Origin of the sequence: Achromobacter spanius (assembly GCF_002966795.1) — a bacterium.
Classification (GTDB): Bacteria; Pseudomonadota; Gammaproteobacteria; order Burkholderiales; family Burkholderiaceae_B; genus Achromobacter; species Achromobacter spanius_D.
In genome coordinates this window covers 2,178,535-2,198,048 of record NZ_CP023270.1, presented here as the reverse complement: position 1 = coordinate 2,198,048, position 19,514 = coordinate 2,178,535, and the positions used below count along the sequence as shown (strand labels likewise).

Sequence of the window (19,514 nt, the reverse complement as noted above, 5' to 3'; positions counted from 1 at the left end):
GCCGCGCTCACCACGTCGCATCCAGCCCCAAGAGGGCCAGCGCGCGATGCCGCAACGCCGCCAACCGCGGATCGCCCCGATGGCGCGGGTACGGCAGGTCATTGACGATCTCGTCCTTGATGCGCGCGGGCCGTTCGCTCAGCACCACGATGCGCGACGCCATGAACAGGGCCTCCTCGACGTCATGCGTGACCAGCAAGGCGGTAAAGCCCGAGCGCTGCCACAGCTCGACCAGCTCCGACTGCATGGCGATGCGCGTCAGCGAATCCAGCTTGCCCAACGGTTCGTCCAGGATCAGGATGCGCGGATCGTTCACCAGCGCGCGCGCCAGCGCCGCGCGCTGCGCCATGCCACCCGACAGCTGATGCGGATAGGCCTGACTGAACGCCGCCAGTCCCACCCGTTGCAGCGCATCGTCCACACGGTGCCGCTGCGTCTTCAAGAGGCCCCGCGCCTGCAGGCCCAGCGCCACGTTGTTCCAGACCGTGCGCCACGGATACAGCGTCGGGTCCTGGAAGACAACGATGCGCGACGGCGACGGGCCTTCAATCGCCGCGCCGTCGGCCAGCAGATCGCCTTGTGCGGGCGGTTCCAACCCGGCCACCAGCCGCAGCAGCGTCGACTTGCCGCACCCGCTGGGTCCCAGCAACGCGACGAACTCGCCGGGTTTGACCTCCAGATCGATGCCGTCGAGCACCGGCAGCGCCGCGCCGTCCAGATCGAAATGATGATCCACGCCACGCACCGCCAGCGCGGCCCCGCGCGCGGCGGCAGTGGGGGGGCTGGCAGTCGGGGCGCTGGCGTGCGCCGTTGCAATGGCTACCATTTCACGACTCCCTTCTGCCAGGCCAGGAGACGGTCGCGGCCCAGGAACAGCAACGTGATCAGCCCGGAGAACACCAGCGCCATCACGATCAGCGCGCCGTACATGTTGGCGTACGAGGCCCAGCCCTGCGCCCAGGACAGATACCATCCCAGTCCCGACTTCACGCCCATCATCTCGGCCGCCACCAGCACCGAGAACGACGCGCCCAGCCCCATGAACAGGCCCACGAACACCTGCGGCAAGGCCGCCGGGATCGCCACGCGCAGCACCAGAAACCATTCATTGGCGCCCATCGTGCGCGCCACGTCGTAATACGCGCGGTTCACGCCCGCCACGCCCGACCACGTCAGCACGGTCACTGGAAACCACGTTGCCAGCGCGATCAGGAACACGGCCGCGGACCAACTGGAGGGAAAGAAGAAGAACGCCATCGGCAGCAGCGCCGTCGACGGCACCGGTCCCAGAAACCGCAGCACCGGATGCACCCAGTACCCCAGCCCGCGCGACCAGCCGATCGCGACGCCGGTCAGAAACCCGGCCGCCGCGCCCAGCACAAAGCCGTTCGCCAGCAGCCACAGCGAATTGACGAGGCTATCGGCCAGACGCTTGTAGTCCGACACATAGACCTCGATCAGCGACTGCGGCGGCGCGAAGAACGGGCTGGGCAGCAGCGCGACCTTGGCCGTCGCGATTTCCCATGCGCCCACCGCCACCGCCAGCGCCAGCAGCCACGGCCCGGCCCTGTGCAGCGCACGAATCGGCCGCAGCCGCTCCGCGCCCGACACGGCGGCCAGCAGCAGCAGGACGGCCAGCGCCAACGCCGCCACGCCGAACTCCCGCGTGTATCCCCACGACGTGAAGCCGACCTCCACGTTGGGCCACGCAAGCGTGATGCCGCCCACGCCCGCCCACAGCGCCGCGGCGGCCACGCCGGTCTTCCAGAGCCGCCAACCCACGACGCCGGGCGCATGGCCCGCAGCCCCCACCGTCAACGCATCAGCCGAGGACATTGGGCACCACCGCTTGCGCATACTTGTTGATGTCCAGGCTGGCGCTGAGAACCTTGATGGTCTTCAGGTCCTTGGCGTATCCCACGATCTCCTCGCGCAACGCCGCGCCGGTCGAGGCGTGGCCGTGGCTATGGCTGCGCAGGATCGCGGCCACGCGCTCGGGCGGCACCTTGCCGGGCACGTACGGCGCAAAGATGCGCGCGGTCTCGTCTGGGTTCGATGCCGTCCAGCGCTGCGCGTCGATCACCGCGCGCGCGATGGCCGCCGCCGACTCCGGATCCTTACGGACCAGATCGCCGCGCAGGCCCAGCACGCAGCAGGTGCGGTTCTCGTAATCGCCCTCGATGTTGGTGGCGATCTCGCGCAGCTTGTTGTCCTCGCGCAGGGTGTAGATCAACGGGTCGTCGCCCGCAATGGCGTCCACCTCGCCCTTTCTCAGCACTTCGCCAAAGAGGTCCTGCGGATACTGGCGCCAATCCACGGACTCGGGGTCGATGCCCAGCTGCGCCACGCGGATCGCAAAGAAGTTCTTCACGGGACTGGCCTGATCGGACACGGCCACGCGGCGGCCCTTCAGATCGTTCACGGTCTTGATCGGCGAATCCTCGGCCGTCAACAGCCGCATGCAGCCGCCGTGCGTGCCCACCGCCAGCTTCACGTCAAAGCCCTGCTCCAGCGGCTTGAGCCAGCGCAGCGCCATGCCGATGCCGCCATCGGCATGGCCCGTCGCAATCGCTTCCAGCAACTGGTCCGTGGACCCGCTGAAATTGATGCGTTCGACCTTGAGGTTGTATTTGTCGAAGAAGCCGCGCTCCAGCGCCACCGACACCGGCGACTGGCACACCGCGGTCTGGCTCCACGCGATCTTGAACGTGCGCGGCGCGGCATTGGCCGCCAGCACGCGGGAGCCCAGCATGCCCAGCGGCGCGGCCAACCCCGCGGCGCCAGCCGCGCGCAGCAGCGCGCGGCGAGAAATCCCGTGCGCCGCAGCGGCGCCCGAATGGACTTTCGTATTCATCAACCTTCCTTTTGAGAGACCCAGAATGGCGACGATTGCCAGGAGGCATCATCGGCCTGGGCTCAGGCGTTAGACAAATACAAAGTCGGGATAACAATATGGGCGCGGGCTCCCGGCGCGCGCGGATCTGACCGGATAGCTACTCGGGCATCGGGTCCGGCACGCCGTCCGCATCGACGGACTTCACGCGGTCCAGCGCGTTGCGCGCAGCCGACATCGCTTCGATCGTGCTGCGAAAACGCCGGCTCACGAAAATCTCGAACGCCACGCTTTCAGGCTCGGGCGCGGCCGGCTCGGCGGCGGGCGCCGCATCTTCGGCAGTCGTCGCAGTTGCGGCGATTTTCGCTGGCACAGCCGCCTTCACAGGTAGACGCCGCGTCTCCAGAAACGCACGCGGGGGAATGCGCCCCTCGGGCTGGGTCGCATACGCGACCACTGAAAATCCATTGATGATCTTCTCGGACATTGCGGTTTCCTTGGGCGCGTTCATGCAGGCGCACCGACACGTCCCACAACGGCCTGCCGCAAGAAAACTTAAGTGTGAAACGGCCGCGAATCCCGGTCCGCGCGCCGTCATTCCTTTGCGTGCAGCCGCCTGCCGCATGCGCCCCAAAGCAACGGGCCCCATGAAGGGGCCCGTGTCGTACGAGTGCCGGTGAAAACCGATCAGGGCGCGAGCTTGAAGCCCAGGTCCACGCCCCACTTGTCGGTCTCGCGCAGCCATTTCGCGCCGCAATTCAGGCAGCGGAAGTGGTCTTCGCGGCTTTCCTCCCGGCCCTTCTGCGTTGGGTTGGTAAATCCTTGATGTCCCAGGTGCGAATGCGGCGCAACGCCTGCAAGTCCTGGGTTAATGCGTTGGCAAGCCAAGCACATAACGCTCATTGATGCTTCCCCACAAACAGTGTTAGCAAATTGTAAGGGATTTCACCAATGTCTTTCTATTAAATCGGCGACACAGTGGGAACTAAATTGTTAACGTGATTAGCAAACAACGTTTTGTAACGCCGTCAGGCACGTAGCCAGGTGATACGGCGAAGTTGAGGGCATATCGGCCCGCGTCACGTTTCCATTTGTATCCAGGCACTCGTGCCAGCCGCCCGGGTGAAGGAAGCGGCTGCGAAAGCCAACCAATGCCGTCTGCAGCGCGGGCAGATCGCCCATTACTGCCAGCGCCCGCAGGTATTCCGTCTGCGCCCAGATCCGGCGCGTAGCGTCGATCACCTTGCCGGACTCGTCCAGCGATGCAATCACGCCTGCGGTATCGACGCCATGATCGCGCGACCACTGCACGGCACGCGGCAGCGACTCCGCAAGGTCCAGGCCTTCAAAAACCTGCGCCGATTCATGCACCAGCGACAACCATTCAAACTGATGGCCGGGCTCCAGCCGGTTCCCGGCGCTGCCCTGCAAAGCTTCCGACACGCATTGCGTCGGCGCATGCACGAAGAACTGGCTGATGCCTTGGGCAAGCTCGCGCAGATGCTGCGCAAACCAGGCGGGTTCGGCCACCTGCGCCGCGGCCAGATAGGCTTCGGTCAGATGCATCATTGGGTTTTGCGCCGGCGGTTTCAACGGCTGCGAGAAGTCCGCGCTAAGCGCCGCGTGATACAGCGAATCGTCGGTCTTGAAACGCGCTTCGATCGTGCGCGCCGTGGCCAGCATCAGCTTGCGCGCCGAGGCGTTGCGGCTGCGCCGGAAATACGCGGAAGCGGCCAACACGATGAACGCATGCGTATACAGGTCCTGGGTGTCGTCCAGCGGCTGCCCTTGCGCATCAACGCTGTAGCGCCAGCCGCCGTGCTCGTCCTGAAACACGCGCCGCAGGGATTCGAACAACCGGTCCGCATGCTGCGCGGCGGCCTCGCCGGGTGCCTGCGCAAAGACATACAACTGGCGCGCACAGGCCATCGCGCGATAACGCGTCGCGGGCAGCGGTTCACCGCTGGAGGAATTCAGAGATTCGTAAGGCAGGCCAAGCGACTCGTTGAATCCGCGGCCCAACCACATGGGCAACACGACCGAATCAAAATGCGCCCGCAGCGCGCGGATATCATCCGCAAGAAAGGAATTGGTCTGTGCGGCAGTCATCTTGGAACGACGCATACCCGATGAGGGCCCCAGGTTTTGGAGCAGCAACGATAACCGAAATCGTCGTCGCCATCTCGAGAGTATCCGCCACGTGCTCATGCACACACAGACCGGTCGTGCCGATCAGCTCCGTCCAGGGTGCAAGCCCTATCGGAAGATATTTTCCTCTACCCAGTTTTGCGCGAAGATTTCCGCGCGATCACGAGCTTCGTCCAACGAAGCGCAGTTGCCCAAGTGGGAAAATGCGGCATCCACTTCGGTGCCGCCCTCAGCCGTAACCGTCAGCAATACGCCATATCCGCCGGTATCCATGGCCGCTGTGGAAACGTCGATCAGTACTTCCTGGTCACGATGCTGCATGTGCTACCTCCCAGTCGGTTACCTAAACGCGCGAACCACGCGTGACGTGCGAAGGGACAAAATTTCCCGCGCAAGACAATAGACCTGCAACCGTCACGCAAAGTTCATCTTACTGGCCGGACGCGAGGCCGGATACGTCCGAAAGATGTCAATTCGCACATTCCGTCTCAGGATATGCCTTGCCGCTCAGTGGCGAAGGCATGGAGCACGAAATACTGCGAAAACATTCGCAACCTTGCAGCAATCAGGCTGAAGCGGTCTGAATGAAGAATCTCGTGACTTGCGTAAGGCGGCGATTGCCGTACGGGCGAGATAATCGCAAAGGCTTAGCGCAAATGGATGGCGCCCGGCTCTTCCATGCGAAGCGAGAGTCTGCCCTTGTCGGTGATGAGCCAGCGGCCGTCGGGGCCGGACTCGATGCAGCGCAAGGTCTCCAGTGCTTGGGCGACGTGCGCGGGCACGTCGGTCTGGACCGCGCCGGGCTCGTTATTGTCGGCCACGACGCGCAGCCAATGTCCCAGTTCGCCCTTTTCGAAACGATGCAATGCCATGCGTGGTTCTCTCTTGAATGCTCAACGATAGCATGCCGGTCAAGCCCCGCCGCCGCGTGGCGCAGGCACTCAGGACAGCAGGCGGGGCACTGACGACGCAAGCAGCGCAACGCCGGATATCGTCAACAGACCCAGCACTACACGTCGAAACGCGACATCGCTGATGCCCACATAAACGCGCGTGCCCCATAGTGTCGGCACCAGCATCGCGGGCACGATCAGCGCAAACAGCGGCAGCATGTCGCGCGTGACCACACCGGTCAGCACATAACCCGCCATCGTCACCATCAGCATCGACAGGTTGAAGTTCTGGATCACCGCGCGCTGCACGTCGCGATCAAAGCCGCGCAAGGTGCACCACAACGTGGGAATCACGCCGGTAAACCCGCCCAGTCCGCCCATGACGCCGCCAATGGCGCCGGCCACGCCGTCGGCTACCTTGCCACCCACCGTGATGCGCGGAATGCGCGCGGCGAACAGCATGATCGGACACCAGATGGCGAGCAGCCCGCCGATGAAGGCCTTGAACACCAAGGGATCGAGATGCGGCAACACCTTCACGCCCAGCGGAATGCCGAGCAAACCGCCGACGATGAACGGCAGCAGATGCGCCATCGCAAAGCCCCGGCGCACGGTGAAAGCCGCCAGCAACTGACCGGTCAGCGCGCCGAACACCGCCATCGCCGCGGCGAGCCGCGGATCTACGGTCCAGGCCCAGAACGACATGGCCACCATGCCGAAGCCAAAGCCCGACAGGCCTTGCACAAAGCCCGCGGCCATTGCTCCGACCACGACCACTACATATAACGAGTCCATATCTGCAGCGCGTTCCGCATCACCGGCCGGCACCATTTCCGGCGCACGCCATTCTAGTGCGTTCTAGGAAGGACGCAGCGCAAGCGGCGAACGCCGCAGGCGCGTGGCCAGCGCGGAGGCCGCCACGCTGGCGGCGATGAGGGCAAGACCGAGCGCCAGGTCCGCCGAGATCTGCTCGTGGAACACGACCGACGACACGATCAATCCGATCACCGGCACGCACAGCATCGCGATGGAAGTTGCGGCCGGCGGCAGCTTCTGCGTCATGCCCAGCACGACGATGAACGTCAGCGCCGTGGCGAGCGGTCCGGTGTACAGAATCAGCGGCCAGGCCTGCGCATCGCCCAGAAAGGTCGGCGCGCCATCGCGCATCCATGCCAGCGCGGCCAGCGGGATCGTGGCCATCGCGGTCTGCCACGGAATCATGTCGGCGCCCAGCCGCACGTGGCGGTTGGCGCGCAACTGGATGATGTTGCAGGCCCAGGCAAACGACGCGCCCAGCAACATCACGAGACCGATGACGGTATGCGCCTGCCACGGACTGAATGCGGGCGCCACGATGACGCCGATGCCGGCGTAGCTGAGCGCCGTCGCCAGCCATTGCCCGATCGACAGACGTTCCTTCAGGATCAGCGATGACAGCGGGATCACCCAGATGGACGTCGCGTAGGCGATGACCGAGGCGCGTCCGGGCGCCACGTACTGCAACGCCCACAGTGCGAGCGCCGTAAAAGCGCCCATCTGCAGCAAGGCCACGCCCGCCACCAGCGGCCATTCCTGGCGCGTCGGCAGACGCAGGCGTCCCAGCACCGCAAGCACGAGCACGCTGATCAGCGCGGCGGATCCGAATCGGCTGGCGGCCAGCCACAACGGGCTCATGTGCGCCAGGCCCAGCTTCATCACGGGCCAGTTTCCGCCCCAGATGGCAACCGCACCCACGAGCGGAAGAAACTTGCGAATACTGCCTTGCTGACTCATTACTACCCTGCTCTGCCGCTGATTATTCTGCGATTCGGCCATATGACCGAAGGACGGAACAGTCTATAGGGTAAACCCCAGCATTTTTCACCGCTTTCTGCGCCCATAACCGGCATACTCAGCACAGATGCACTGCCAACCTGCTGCCTGAAGGTCACTTATGCCGGAAATCAACCTGGATGCCACCGACATCCGCATCCTGAACGAACTTCAGCGCGACGCGCGGCTCACGAACGTTGAGCTGGCCGCGCGCGTGAACCTGTCCGCATCGCCGTGCCTGGCGCGCGTGCGGCGCCTGGAGACCGAAGGGCTCATCGATCGGCGGGTCACGCTGCTGAACGCGCGCAAACTGGGTCTGAAGGTGAACGTCTTCATCCAGATCTCGCTGGACAAGCAGCGCAAGGCTGCGCTGGACGTGTTTGAACGGGAGATCGCGGTGCTCCCCGAAATCATGGAGTGCTACCTGATGTCGGGCGACGCGGACTATCTGATCCGCGCGCTCGTACCCGATGTCGACGCGCTGGAAAGACTGATCGTCGAACACATCACGCGCATCCCCGGCGTGGCCAGCATCCGTTCCAGCTTTGCCCTCAAGCAGGTGCTCTACACCACCGCCGTGCCGCTTGCCTGACGCCGCATCTGGTATCCATCCCGCGCTTGCGGGATTGCGGCGGCAAGCCCACAATGAAAACGCCTGACGCCGGCTTTTTCCCGATCGGCGCCAGCATCCCTCCCATCGCTTAGCAAGGAGCAAACCATGCCCGAAACCGAATGGTTCCCCGGCAATTCGCTACCCGATCGTCAGGGTTACTTTGAAGTGGAGTTCGCCACCGGCGAAACCGAAATCACGCGCTATGGCATGTTGGGCTGGGAGCCCGAAGAAGAGCGCGGCCACATCCTGCGCTGGCGCGGGCTGGATCCGAACATCGAGCAAGCCGAGATCGATCGCGAGGCAGCCCTGCGCAACAACAGCGACAACGTGATCGGCTGAACGGCCGGCACAACCTGCGCGGCGGGTCCATCCCGCCCCGCAGCAAAACAAAACGCCGCGGAAGAATCCGCGGCGTCTTGACTGGGCGCTTGCCCGATCAGCGGTCGAGCTTCGAGATCTTCGTGCCCGCGAGCGACACGCCGGCCATCAGGCCACCGTTGTTCATCACGAAACCCACCACCGGCTGCTGGGCCGTGTTGGTGTCGATGCGGCCATTGGCGCCGATGTTGACCACCGCCACCGTCGCGTCCGCACCCACGGTCCAGCCGCTGCTGTTGCGGAACTTGTTCAAGGCGTCATCCGTCATGAAGAGCAGGACCATGGCCTTCGACTGCGCGCCGGCCTGGAAGCCGATCGAGCCCGCCGTCGTGCTGTAGTAGCCCGCATTCTGGCCGCCCACGCGCAGCACGCCCTTGCCGTGTTCGGCGCCCACGATGAAGCTGCCGCTCAGCACGTCCGGAAATACCAGCACGCCCTTGGCGCGCGCCACGAGGTCCTTGGATTGGGGAGCGGCTTCGTACAGCTTGGCGAGCGTGGCGTTGGCTGCGCTGTTCATCGACTGCCGTTGTTCGGACGTCGAGGCGGCCGGCGACTTGCTAGGCGTGGTCGTGGTGCAGCCCGCAAACACCAGGCCGGCGGCGCCAATGGCGATGGCCATGCCGGTGCGGCGGAGAACAGGAAAAGTGTCGAACATGGAACTCTCCTTTTGTTGTCATGCACTGACAACTGTACCGGGCATTCCAGATCCGACAAGACACACGAATGTGATAAACGAAACAAAACACTAGCGGGCGCTAGAGAATTCCGTAGCGGGGTTCGCCGGTGTGCTCGTCCACCGACAGAATGCCGGACAGCACCAACTCGGCATGGCGCCGCGCAATGGCGGGATCGTTGAAGGTCACGAAACGGGGCAGCGACCAGCGCCGCGCAGCCGCCTCATCGCCGTTGCGGCACACCAGTATCTCGATGGCCAGCACGCCGGTCTTCAAGTCGACGACTTCGCAATACACTTGAAAACCATCGATATGACGCTGTGGCCACCCACTCATGCTGCACCTATGAATTCCGACTGCCCGGCCGCAATATGCCCCAAAGAAAATGGCTTGAAAAGCAATGTTTTTCAGGGGTAAAAACGTACTAATCCGCATAGTGCCGAGGCATCTTGAAGTTCGCAAAAATGCGGTCAAATCGGCCGTTTTCGCACCGTGCCTTCAAACCGGCAATCGCCGGACATTCCAACCTCTACCGACGCTCATGACCACACCTGTCTTCGAACCCGATACCGCTCCGCTGGAAGTCCTGCCGCGTGACCTGTCCGCCTACCGCGAAGGCAACACCGGCATTCCCTACGTGCACCGCTTCGAATCCGGCAAGCCCGGGCCGCACGTGCTCATCAACGCCATCACGCACGGCAACGAGATCTGTGGCATGGTCGCTGCCACCCATCTGCTGGACACAGGCGTGCGCCCGAAGATCGGCACGCTGACGGTCAGCTTTGCCCACGTCGAGGCCTACGAGGCCTTCGACATCGACCGGCCTTACGACAACCGCCAGCTCGTCCACAACCTGAACCGCATCTGGTCCGCCGCCATGCTCGACGGCTCTGAAGACAGCCCCGAACTGCGCCGCGCCCGCGAAATGCGCCCCATCCTGGACGCTGCGGACTTCGTGCTGGACATCCATTCCACGCGCGCGCCGGTGCAACCGTTCTGGGTCTACAACGAGATGGACCGCAACACCGTGCTGGCAGCGGCCGTCGGCTCGCCGCAGGTCCATCTGGTCATGCCGCAAGACAAATTCCCGGGCACCGGCGTCATGGGCTATGGACATCACGGTGATCCGCTGTCCAACAGCGGCGGCGCGCTCGTTGTTGAATGCGGCCAGCATTTCGCCCGCTCCGCCGCCGAACTCGCCACCGACGTCACCCTGCGCTTTCTGGCGCATCTGGGATTGATCGACACGCCGGCCGGCACGCCGCCCCCGCCCACACCGCAACGCTACCGCCTGCTCGAAGTCCACATGGTGAAGTCCGAAGACTTCACCTTCACGCGGCCCGTCATCGGCTTCGAAACCTTTGACAAGGGCGAGTTGATCGCAATGAACGGCACCGAAGAAATCCGCTCCCCGTGCGATGCGTGCACGATCTTCATGCCCACGCGCATGCCGATCGTCGGCCGCGAAGCCGTGTATCTGACGCAGGCGATTTGACGTAGAGGATTCGCGGCGGGTGTGTCGAACCCGCCCTCTTCAAAGATCCGGTATCAAGCGCTTGCCCATGCTGACGACCGCGTCCTCCTGAAACCCCAGGCTGTCGTAGAAGCGCTTCACCGCGACGTTGTCGGAACGGATCAGCAGATTGATCTTCGGACACCCCATCTCCAGCAGCTTGCGCTCAACGGCGCGCATCAGCGCCGTGGCGAAACGATGCCGCCGATATGCGGGCGAAACGGCCAGGTAATTGATCCAGCCGCGGTGACCGTCGTAGCCCCCCATCAACGTTGCCACGATTTCGCCGTCCAGCACGCCTACCAGAAACAGTTCGGATTGCACCGTCAACTTGCGCGCAATGTCCTTGCGCGGATCGTTCCACGGACGCGTCAGCCCGCAGGCTTGCCACAGCGCGATAAGCGCCGTCTCGTCGGATGGATGAAAAGGCCGGATGACGAGGTCTTGATGAGACATGCTTCATTCCTTGTGATGAAAGAACGAAGGCCTTGCGATACGCCTCGGACGCGGGAGTCCTGAAAACAAAAAAGCCACGAGGGTATCGTGGCCTTCTGAAATAAGCGCCGGACAATCGGCGCCCGAACACGGCTAGCCACTCAACGTAGACGTCGAGTGATTCGTCGGAAATCTGCGCGCGTTGCGGCAGCGATAGGCGATGTGTTCATGCGCAGCAGCATACACGAGGCCCGCTTGTGCCGGCAACGCGCATCGAGGTCACGTTGCCTGCGGTGCGGGCAGCGTGCCTTCCATCACCACCACGGCCTGCCCCGCCACGCTCGCCCATACGCCGTCCTCGCGCGGCTCGGCATGCGCCAGCAACAAGCTTGCGCGTCCCATGTCCACGCCCTGCCCCACCCGTAGCCGCAAGACGCCCTTGCCCGCGAGCGATGCGCGCAGCGCCGTGACCGCGGCCGTCGCGCTACCCGTGGCGGGATCCTCGGTCATCCGGCCCGTGAGCATGCGCGCCTGCAGATCGGTGGGCGCGTCCATCGCCTCGCCCGCCGTGTCGGTGGTGTAGACATAGATCGACTTTGCGCCAAGCTGCGGCATCAGGGCCGCATAACCGCCCGAGTCCGGCACCGCGCGCCGCAACGCGCCGCGGTTGACAAGCTGCACCACCAGAAACGGCAGGCCCACCGACGCCACCATCGGTGCGTGCGTCGACACGTCAATGTCCGCGGCGTCCAGCCGCAGCGCGCTTGCCACCGCATCCACCGGCGCCTCGCTGCCGCGCGACAGCGGCTGCGGCGCGCGCAACTCCGCGCCCTGCAGCCCGTGTTCGCCATACGCCAACGCAATCCGCACCAGGCCGGCTTCTTCTTCAAACACGAAGGCCTGCGGCACTGGCAGCCCCGCCGCGATCTGTTCGCGCGCCAGCACGACCGCAGTGCCGACATTCGGGTGACCGGCAAACGGCACCTCGCGGTCCGGCGTAAAGATGCGCACGCGCGCCGTATGGGACCGGTCCTCGGCCGGCATGACGAAACTGGTTTCCGAATAATTGAATTCGCGCGCGATCCGCTGCATCTGCCAGTTGTCCAGACCCTGCGCATCCAACACAACAGCCAGCGGATTGCCTTGATAGGCATGGCCGGTGAACACATCGGCGGTGACGTAACGGTAGCGCATGCAAGCATCCTCAAGATCCGCCTGAAGCTGGCGGGAAGCGGAAATTGTGCGCGGCCGGGTCCGAACGCGAAAGGCACAGAGCCGCGAATTTGCGCGCATAACAGACAAGGTGCGGGGCGCATGCCGTCGTGACAAACCAGGCCCCGCGTGACGCCGGCACCGCCTCGGCTGGTGCGCCCTCACTATTGAAAACCGCAGGGGTCTGCGGAATACTTTGTGTCCCGTGCATCTACTTTTGGAGGGTATTGCCATGCAACGCGAAGACATCCAAAAGCTGGGCGCCCAAGCGGCCCGCGACGGATTGACTTTGTGGGACTGCCCCTACTATCGGGCGGCCGCCATGCCGGGCCACACCGGCGAATCGATCTCGCAATGGCGCGGCAAGGTCGAGGCTTGGGAAGCCGGATGGATGGAAGCCACCGGCGGCGGCCAGGCCCCGCCAGGAAGCCGTACCCGCTACGTGCCGCGCGCCATGTCGCGGCTGGTCATTTGATGCGATGAACGGCGCCCCGAATTCGGGGCGCATTGTTTTGGCGACACGGCGACGCCCTCTTCAACCAAGAAAAACTCGACCTGAAGACCCGGCCCCGTTTTTGCCGGCATATACTGTACATTCATACAGTATTTTTAGTTTCACCATGCGATGCACCGTCATCCGAACCCACTACCTCGGCCGGAAACGCCACGACAACGACCCGGCGCACGCGGTCACCGGGACGGTCCGCATGTACTCCATCATGCGCGACGACCTGCGTCGCTACATCAGCGTCATGACGCTCGACACCCTGGCCAAGTTCGGCGCCTCACAAAAAGGCCCCATCCCCGATCTGCTGGAACCCGAACTCCTCACGTTCGGATCGGACCGCGGAATGATGGTGTGCGGCTTCGAAGAAATTGACGGCCAGCGCTATTACCAGGGCTGGTGGATGCAATGGGTGGAGCTCTGAATGCACCGCTTCCACAGGCCTTCGACGCGCTGATCCATCCCGCTATTTCTTCGCGTAACTTTTCTGGACACGAATCGTGATCGCGCTCATCTTTCGGCTTAGGACCTTTCCCTGCAGGAGGCGCGAAATGGATGACCCCGTCCACAGAGCCGGCCAGGAAGCCGCCAGATATGGCGTGCCGCTTTCTGCTTGCCCCCTCATGAAAGAAGCAAACATGCCCGGCCATACCGGCGAATCGCTGCCAACATGGCGCGCCCGATTGGCCCTATGGGAAGCCGGCTGGCACGAAGAAACCGAAGCGCGCCTCGCTGAACTGCAACGCCGCCGGTTACTGCAACAATCGTTTGATTGAAGACGCCTTCGCTGCCGCGTGTCCGCCACCCTCGGGAACGCGGTTTGCCGCGCGCTTCAATATTCCTTGATGGTCCCGTAGCCACAACGGGTGAAGACGTGGCCGGTATAGATACGATCGCCCATCAACGAGATAGCCCGCACGAAGTCACTGGCGCCGTACTGCGGCTGCAACCGCAAAAAGCGCGACCACAATGAGAAAGGCCGTCAGTGATTTCTCACTGACGGCCTTGGAACTGCTGGTCGGGACGGCGGGATTCGAACTCGCGACCCCTTGCACCCCATGCAAGTGCGCTACCAGGCTGCGCTACGCCCCGAAAGAAAAAGAGTATAGCAGAACTAAAAAATGTTTGCACGCATTGGTGCAAAAAAAGTGCTGAATACTCAAAAAATTTTGCGTTCTGCGTTCGCCGTTCATCACACTGCATGCGATGAACCCGCGGCGCGGAGCGCTAAGGCACTACGGTGAGCAGCGTGCGTGGCCAAGACGGCCAGCGCGCGCTGCCGGTACTGATATCAAGCGTTGGATTTCAAGCGATGAGCCGCGGTGAAAGCGGCTCAGGCTGCAGGCGCCGTGTGCGTCGTGTTGACCGCAGCCGGCGCGGCGGCTGCAGTGCCCAATGCTTCGGCGAGCATCGCGGACACGTTGCCCAGTTCGGTGCGCAGCGACTGCATCTCGGTGCCCGACAGGCGCACGGCGGCGTCCTGGTCGTGCGGCACATCGCGCGCGTCGCCCAAGCGATTGCGCGCGCCGCTGATCGTGAAGCCTTGTTCGTAAAGCAACGAACGGATGCGGCGGATGAGCAGCACTTCGTGATGCTGGTAGTAGCGGCGATTGCCGCGGCGCTTCACGGGTTTGAGCTGCGTGAATTCCTGTTCCCAGTACCGCAACACATGAGGCTTGACGCCACACAGGTCGCTGACTTCGCCAATGGTGAAGTAACGCTTGGCGGGAATGGGCGGTAGGGTAACGGTGGATTCAGTACGTGTCATAAGCGGATTTTATGCGCGCGATGCGGAGGGCGCCGATAACAATTACCGACAAAGCGTATCACTCCGCGGCTTCAGGTGCTGCGGGGACGGCCTGCTCCACCACGCTCTTGAGTTTCTGGCTGGCGTGGAACGTGACCACGCGCCGCGCCGCGATGGGAATGGTTTCTCCGGTCTTGGGGTTGCGGCCAGGGCGCGGCGGTTTGTCGCGCACCTGGAAGTTGCCGAAACCCGAAAGCTTGACGGAATCACCGCGCGCCAGGGCGTCGCGGATTTCCTCGAAGAACGTATCGACGATGTCCTTGGCTTCGCGCTTATTCAGGCCGACCCGCTCGAAGAGCAGTTCGGCTAGCTCGGCCTTGGTGAGGGTGCGTTGCTCGGCAAGCATACTGGTCCCCATGTTCAGCCACGTTGGCGCGCGCCGTGCGCGGCAACCAGGGCTTCCTTGATGCGCGCGAGGCAATCCGCCACGCGGGCTTCGTCCAAAGTGACCTCAGTGTCCTGTAGCCAGAAACGGAACGCAAGGCTTTTCTCGGCGACCGGTTCGCTACCTTGCGCCTTGTCACGCCACACGTCGAACACGCGCACATCCTGCACGACGGCCAGTTGCGCGTCGGCCTTGACGGCAGCGGCAACGGTGTCGAGCATGGACTGTACGGTCACGTCTTCGTCGACCCACAGCGCCAGGTCGCGCACCACCACGGGCTGGCGCGAGAGCTCGCGCACCTGCGGCAATTCGCCTTCGGACAATGCGTCCACGTCCAGTTCGAAGACCACCGGCGCATGCGCCAGGTCGGCCTGCTGCGCCCAGCGCGGATGCAGTTCGCCGACCCAACCGACCTGCTTGCCGTCCAGCATGACGCGCGCGCCACGGCCGGGATGCAGCGCGGGATGCGCCGCTGCCTCGAAACGCAGGCGGCGGCCGCGTGCACCGAACAGCGACTCGACGTCCATCTTCACGTCGAAGAAATCGACGTGGCGCGTGGGCACGCCCCACTGCTCTTCCGCAGCCGGGCCCCATGCGGCGCCCGCGAGCTTCATGGGCTGGCGCACGCCGGCCACTTGCAGCGGACCGTCTTCGGCCGAGGCGTCGCGGAAAAACACACGCCCCAGTTCGAACAGACGCACGCGCGACTGCTTGCGGTTGGCGTTGTGGCGGATGTTGGCGACCAGGCCGCCGATCAGGCTGGAACGCATGACCGACAGATGGCTGGCGATCGGATTCACGAGGCGCACGGGATTGTCGTTGCCCGCGAAATCGCGTTCCCAGTCGGCTTCGACGAAGCTGTAGTTGACGACTTCCTGGTAGTCCTGCGCAGCCGTCAGGCGGCGCAGCGCATGAGCGCCGCGGCGCACTTCAGGCTGCGAGAACATCTTGGCGCGCGCCATCGGCGGCACGTCGGGGATGCTTTCGAAGCCATAGATGCGAGCCACTTCCTCGATCAGGTCTTCTTCGATTTCCAGGTCGAAACGGAACGACGGCGGATTGACGATGAAGTCGTCGCCCTCGACCGAATAGTCCAATCCCAAGCTGCCGAAGATCGTGGCGACCTGCTCGCGCGTGACGGGCACGCCCAGCACGCGATGGCAACGCGCCAGGCGCATGCGCACCGGCGGACGCTGAGGCAGATTGACGATCTGGTCGTCGATGGGGCCGACCTGACCGCCGCAGATGCCGACGATGAGGCGGGTGATGAATTCCAGGTGCTCGGGAATGCTGGCGTAGTCGACGCCGCGTTCGAAGCGGTGGCTGGCCTCGGAGCTGAACTTGAAGCGGCGCGCGCGGCCGGCAATGGCTTGCGGCCACCAGAACGCGGCTTCGAGGTAGATGTTCTGCGTGTCCAGCGTCACCGAGGTGGCTTCGCCACCCATGATGCCGGCCAGGCTTTCGACCTGCTCGCCGGCGACGACCACGCCGACCTTTGGGTCCAGCGTGACGGTCTGGCCGTTCAGCAGTTCAAGGGTTTCGCCTTCACGGGCCCAGCGCACGGAAAGGTCGCCGCCGATCTTGTCCAGATCGAAGACGTGCGACGGGCGGCCCAGTTCGAGCATGACGTAGTTGGAGATGTCGACCAGCGCGGACAGCGAGCGTTGGCCGGCGCGCTCCAGGCGCGTCTTCATCCATTCGGGCGTCGCCGCGCGGGCGTTCACGCCGCGGATGACGCGGCCGCCGAAGCGGCCGCAGAGGTCGGGCGCCTCGATCTTGACGGGCAGGCGCTCATCGAGCGTGACGGGCACGGCGGCGGCCGTGGGCACCGACAGCGGCGCGCCGGTCAGCGCGGCGACTTCGCGCGCCACGCCCAGGATCGACAGGCAGTCGGCGCGGTTGGGCGTCAGCTTGAGCGTGAACAGCGTGTCGTCCAGATCCAGCGCTTCACGGATGGATTGGCCGGGGACCATGTCCGCGGGCAGCTCGAGCAGCCCCGCGTGGTCTTGCGACAGACCCAGTTCGCGGGCCGAGCACAGCATGCCGGAGGACTGGACGCCGCGCATCTTGGCAACGCCGATCTTCATGCCGCCGGGCAGTTCCGCGCCCACGCGGGCAAGCGGCACCTTCAGGCCGGCGGCCGCATTGGGCGCGCCGCACACGATCTGCAGGCGTTCGCCGGAGCCGTCGTCGACTTGGCAGACGCGCAGCTTGTCGGCGTCGGGGTGCGGCGCGATTTCGACGATGTGCGCAACGACCACGCCGGTGAATGCCGGTGCAGCGGGCTCGGTTTCTTCGACTTCCAGGCCGGCCATCGTGAGCCGGTGCGCGAGTTCATCGGTTGCGATCGGAGGATTGACCAGCGTACGCAGCCAGGATTCGGGAAATTGCATGATCAGCCGTCTGTTATTCGTTGAACTGGCGCAGGAAGCGCAAATCGCCTTCGTAGAACTGGCGCAGATCGTTGACGCCGTAGCGCAACATGGTCAGGCGCTCGAGCCCGGAGCCGAAAGCAAAGCCGATGTAGCGCTCGGGATCCAGCCCGAAGTTGCGCACCACCTGCGGATGCACCTGGCCGGATCCGGAGATCTCCAGCCAGCGGCCGCGGTTGGGACCCGAGGTGAACATCATGTCGATCTCGGCGGACGGTTCCGTGAACGGGAAGAACGACGGACGGAAGCGCACGACCAGATCGTCGCTTTCAAAGAAGCAACGCAGGAAATCGGTATACACGCCCTTCAGGTCGGCAAACGAGATGTCCTCGGCGATCCAGAGCCCTTCCACCTGGTGGAACATGGGCGAGTGCGTGGCGTCGCTGTCGACGCGATAAGTGCGCCCGGGTGCGATGACCTTGATGGGCGGCTTGTTCATGCGGGCGTAACGCACCTGCATGGGGCTGGTGTGCGTGCGCAGCAGCAGCGGCAGGCCGTCCGCGTCGTTCATGTCGACGTAGAACGTGTCCTGCATGGAACGCGCCGGATGATCCAGCGGGTTGTTCAAGGCGGTGAAATTGGTCCAGTCGTTTTCCACTTCGGGGCCGTCGGCCACATCGAAGCCAATGGAACGGAAGATCTCTTCCACGCGTTCCCAGGTCCGGATCACCGGATGGATGCCGCCCGGCGCGCGACCGCGGCCCGGCAGGGTGACGTCAATGGTTTCGGATGCCAGACGGGCATCCAGCTCCGCCTGCGCCAGTTCGGCGCGGCGCGAGGTCAGAAGCTCTTCGATCTTCTGCTTGGCCTGGTTGATCCGTGCGCCCGCTTCTCGCTTCTGCTCGGGATCGAGCTTGCCCAGGCCTTTTAGCAGCACCGTCAAGGCGCCTTCCTTGCCCAGGAAACGAGCTTTTGCGTTCTCTAGTGCGGCGGCGTCCGAGGCCGCGGCGAACCGTTCTTGCGCCTGGGCTACCAGGTCGTCAACCAATCGAGTCATGAAATCCAGCCTTCAAAACGCAAACGGGGCCATTACAGCCCCGTTTGCAGCGATGCGCGATGAGTTAAAGCGCGCGATCAGGCAGCCAAGGCAGCCTTGGCTTGCTGCACGATGGCGGCGAAGCCGGCCTTGTCGCGCACGGCCAGATCGGCCAGGACCTTACGGTCGAGTTCGATCGAAGCCTTTTTCAGGCCAGCGATGAACACGCTGTAGCTGACGCCGTGCTCGCGGACGGCCGCGTTGATACGCGTGATCCACAGAGCGCGGAACGTGCGCTTCTTGTTACGACGGTCGCGGTAGGCGTACTGGCCAGCGCGCATGACTGCTTGCTTGGCAATACGGAACACATTACCGCGGCGGCCACGGTAACCCTTGGCGGCGGCAATGACTTTCTTGTGACGTGCGCGGGCAGTTACGCCGCGTTTGACGCGAGGCATAGTAGATCTCCCTTAGATCAAGCGAAAGGCATCATGGCCTTGACGGAGGCCACGTTGGAGTCATGAACCGCCGCAGAGCCGCGCAATTGACGCTTGGCCTTGGTGGTCTTCTTGGTCAGGATGTGACGCTTGAACGCCTGACCACGCTTGATGGAGCCGCTGCCGCGCACCTTAAAGCGCTTCGAAGCGCTTTTCTTGGTTTTCATCTTGGGCATGATGATTCCCTAAACTAAAACACGCATTGTTGATTTACATGACGCCAGGTGCTTGACGCCAAAGACGCCAAAACTTGTAGACCTGTTGCCACTTCTGGGGGTCGCAACCAACGATCTTTGAACCTGACCGTTGTTTCGCGAGTCTTTCCCAAACGCGGGGACAAAAAGCTACCCACATCCGGAAAAGCCTTTGATTATATGGTGATTTCCTGAACTTTGTCGAGT

General features: G+C 63.8%; 26 protein-coding genes and 1 tRNA gene. 6 read left to right on the top strand and 21 right to left on the bottom strand.

The genetic code is table 11. From position 1 onward, the window contains the following. Positions 1–7 precede the first annotated feature (7 nt). The 10 genes from CLM73_RS09785 to CLM73_RS09740 all read right to left on the bottom strand — a co-directional run bounded on the left by CLM73_RS09785 (position 8) and on the right by CLM73_RS09740 (position 7,647). Complete coding sequence (locus CLM73_RS09785; RefSeq protein ID WP_234015841.1) at positions 8–826, bottom strand: ABC transporter ATP-binding protein; 819 nt, start codon at positions 824–826, stop codon at positions 8–10. Further along, positions 820–1,836 (bottom strand): ABC transporter permease, encoded by a 1,017-nt coding sequence (locus tag CLM73_RS09780; RefSeq protein WP_105238256.1) that lies wholly within the window; start codon positions 1,834–1,836, stop codon positions 820–822. Before CLM73_RS09780 ends, CLM73_RS09785 begins: the two co-directional genes overlap by 7 nt. Further along, on the bottom strand, positions 1,823–2,854 hold the full coding sequence (locus CLM73_RS09775) for an ABC transporter substrate-binding protein (protein ID WP_105238255.1): 1,032 nt from the start codon (positions 2,852–2,854) through the stop codon (positions 1,823–1,825). Before CLM73_RS09775 ends, CLM73_RS09780 begins: the two co-directional genes overlap by 14 nt. Before the next feature lie 139 nt (positions 2,855–2,993). Continuing rightward, positions 2,994–3,320: a hypothetical protein gene (locus tag CLM73_RS09770; RefSeq protein WP_105238254.1), complete on the bottom strand. Its 327-nt coding sequence runs from the start codon at positions 3,318–3,320 to the stop codon at positions 2,994–2,996. A 200-nt stretch (positions 3,321–3,520) separates the two neighbouring features. Beyond that, the gene (locus CLM73_RS29340; RefSeq protein ID WP_006388022.1) at positions 3,521–3,736 is read right to left on the bottom strand and encodes a hypothetical protein; all 216 of its coding nucleotides are present in this window, start codon (positions 3,734–3,736) and stop codon (positions 3,521–3,523) included. A gap of 99 nt (positions 3,737–3,835) precedes the next feature. After that, entirely contained in the window at positions 3,836–4,942 is a 1,107-nt protein-coding gene (locus CLM73_RS09760) for an AGE family epimerase/isomerase (RefSeq protein ID WP_105238253.1), read from the bottom strand. A 147-nt stretch (positions 4,943–5,089) separates the two neighbouring features. Continuing rightward, positions 5,090–5,302, bottom strand: a complete 213-nt coding sequence (locus tag CLM73_RS09755; protein ID WP_006218759.1) for a hypothetical protein — start codon at positions 5,300–5,302, stop codon at positions 5,090–5,092. A gap of 326 nt (positions 5,303–5,628) precedes the next feature. Next, a complete protein-coding gene (locus CLM73_RS09750) occupies positions 5,629–5,853 on the bottom strand; it encodes a hypothetical protein (protein ID WP_056569723.1) in 225 nt (74 codons plus the stop codon). 69 nt (positions 5,854–5,922) lie between these two features. Beyond that, positions 5,923–6,669 carry a sulfite exporter TauE/SafE family protein gene (locus CLM73_RS09745; RefSeq protein ID WP_105241447.1) on the bottom strand — a complete coding sequence of 249 codons (747 nt, stop codon included), beginning with the start codon at positions 6,667–6,669 and terminating at the stop codon, positions 5,923–5,925. A gap of 63 nt (positions 6,670–6,732) precedes the next feature. Beyond that, complete coding sequence (locus tag CLM73_RS09740; RefSeq protein ID WP_105238252.1) at positions 6,733–7,647, bottom strand: DMT family transporter; 915 nt, start codon at positions 7,645–7,647, stop codon at positions 6,733–6,735. 160 nt (positions 7,648–7,807) lie between these two features. Here CLM73_RS09740 and CLM73_RS09735 point away from each other — a divergent pair, with 160 nt between their 5' ends. Together CLM73_RS09735 and CLM73_RS09730 are read left to right on the top strand one after the other, a co-directional pair. After that, on the top strand, positions 7,808–8,278 hold the full coding sequence (locus tag CLM73_RS09735) for an Lrp/AsnC family transcriptional regulator (RefSeq protein ID WP_006226939.1): 471 nt from the start codon (positions 7,808–7,810) through the stop codon (positions 8,276–8,278). A 126-nt stretch (positions 8,279–8,404) separates the two neighbouring features. Then, positions 8,405–8,638, top strand: a complete 234-nt coding sequence (locus CLM73_RS09730; RefSeq protein WP_056569720.1) for a hypothetical protein — start codon at positions 8,405–8,407, stop codon at positions 8,636–8,638. Between the two features lie 97 nt (positions 8,639–8,735). On the opposite strand, the gene CLM73_RS09725 is transcribed toward CLM73_RS09730, so the two are convergent. Together CLM73_RS09725 and CLM73_RS09720 are read right to left on the bottom strand one after the other, a co-directional pair. Further along, complete coding sequence (locus CLM73_RS09725) at positions 8,736–9,332, bottom strand: YSC84-related protein (RefSeq protein WP_056569718.1); 597 nt, start codon at positions 9,330–9,332, stop codon at positions 8,736–8,738. 100 nt (positions 9,333–9,432) lie between these two features. Then, complete coding sequence (locus CLM73_RS09720) at positions 9,433–9,687, bottom strand: hypothetical protein (protein ID WP_105238251.1); 255 nt, start codon at positions 9,685–9,687, stop codon at positions 9,433–9,435. A 205-nt stretch (positions 9,688–9,892) separates the two neighbouring features. Between CLM73_RS09720 and CLM73_RS09715 the strand changes: the two genes are divergently transcribed. Then, positions 9,893–10,846 carry a succinylglutamate desuccinylase/aspartoacylase domain-containing protein gene (locus CLM73_RS09715; RefSeq protein ID WP_105238250.1) on the top strand — a complete coding sequence of 318 codons (954 nt, stop codon included), beginning with the start codon at positions 9,893–9,895 and terminating at the stop codon, positions 10,844–10,846. A 39-nt stretch (positions 10,847–10,885) separates the two neighbouring features. Here CLM73_RS09715 and CLM73_RS09710 read toward each other — a convergent pair whose 3' ends face one another. Next, positions 10,886–11,320, bottom strand: a complete 435-nt coding sequence (locus tag CLM73_RS09710) for a GNAT family acetyltransferase (protein WP_105238249.1) — start codon at positions 11,318–11,320, stop codon at positions 10,886–10,888. A 258-nt stretch (positions 11,321–11,578) separates the two neighbouring features. After that, complete coding sequence (locus tag CLM73_RS09705) at positions 11,579–12,493, bottom strand: PhzF family phenazine biosynthesis protein (RefSeq protein ID WP_105238248.1); 915 nt, start codon at positions 12,491–12,493, stop codon at positions 11,579–11,581. A gap of 250 nt (positions 12,494–12,743) precedes the next feature. On the opposite strand from CLM73_RS09705, the gene CLM73_RS09700 reads away from it, so the two are divergent. The 3 genes from CLM73_RS09700 to CLM73_RS28880 all read left to right on the top strand — a co-directional run bounded on the left by CLM73_RS09700 (position 12,744) and on the right by CLM73_RS28880 (position 13,792). Beyond that, a complete protein-coding gene (locus tag CLM73_RS09700; RefSeq protein ID WP_105238247.1) occupies positions 12,744–12,986 on the top strand; it encodes a CrpP-related protein in 243 nt (80 codons plus the stop codon). A 232-nt stretch (positions 12,987–13,218) separates the two neighbouring features. Further along, positions 13,219–13,440, top strand: coding sequence for a hypothetical protein (locus tag CLM73_RS09695; protein ID WP_056570547.1), 222 nt, complete (start codon positions 13,219–13,221; stop codon positions 13,438–13,440). A 127-nt stretch (positions 13,441–13,567) separates the two neighbouring features. Then, complete coding sequence (locus tag CLM73_RS28880) at positions 13,568–13,792, top strand: CrpP-related protein (RefSeq protein WP_158685846.1); 225 nt, start codon at positions 13,568–13,570, stop codon at positions 13,790–13,792. Positions 13,793–14,031: 239 nt separating this feature from the next. On the opposite strand, the gene CLM73_RS09690 is transcribed toward CLM73_RS28880, so the two are convergent. From CLM73_RS09690 to rpmI, 7 genes are all read right to left on the bottom strand, one after another. After that, positions 14,032–14,108: transfer RNA gene (locus CLM73_RS09690), tRNA-Pro, on the bottom strand. A gap of 241 nt (positions 14,109–14,349) precedes the next feature. Then, positions 14,350–14,784 (bottom strand): MerR family transcriptional regulator, encoded by a 435-nt coding sequence (locus CLM73_RS09685; RefSeq protein ID WP_105238246.1) that lies wholly within the window; start codon positions 14,782–14,784, stop codon positions 14,350–14,352. A gap of 58 nt (positions 14,785–14,842) precedes the next feature. Further along, a complete protein-coding gene (locus tag CLM73_RS09680; RefSeq protein WP_082579019.1) occupies positions 14,843–15,181 on the bottom strand; it encodes an integration host factor subunit alpha in 339 nt (112 codons plus the stop codon). Positions 15,182–15,183: 2 nt separating this feature from the next. Next, entirely contained in the window at positions 15,184–17,601 is a 2,418-nt protein-coding gene (gene pheT, locus CLM73_RS09675) for a phenylalanine--tRNA ligase subunit beta (protein WP_105238245.1), read from the bottom strand. A 13-nt stretch (positions 17,602–17,614) separates the two neighbouring features. Further along, the gene (gene pheS, locus CLM73_RS09670; protein WP_105238244.1) at positions 17,615–18,637 is read right to left on the bottom strand and encodes a phenylalanine--tRNA ligase subunit alpha; all 1,023 of its coding nucleotides are present in this window, start codon (positions 18,635–18,637) and stop codon (positions 17,615–17,617) included. Between the two features lie 77 nt (positions 18,638–18,714). Then, entirely contained in the window at positions 18,715–19,074 is a 360-nt protein-coding gene (gene rplT / locus CLM73_RS09665) for a 50S ribosomal protein L20 (RefSeq protein ID WP_006218741.1), read from the bottom strand. 17 nt (positions 19,075–19,091) lie between these two features. Next, entirely contained in the window at positions 19,092–19,289 is a 198-nt protein-coding gene (rpmI, locus tag CLM73_RS09660) for a 50S ribosomal protein L35 (RefSeq protein ID WP_008159912.1), read from the bottom strand. Positions 19,290–19,514 lie beyond the last annotated feature (225 nt).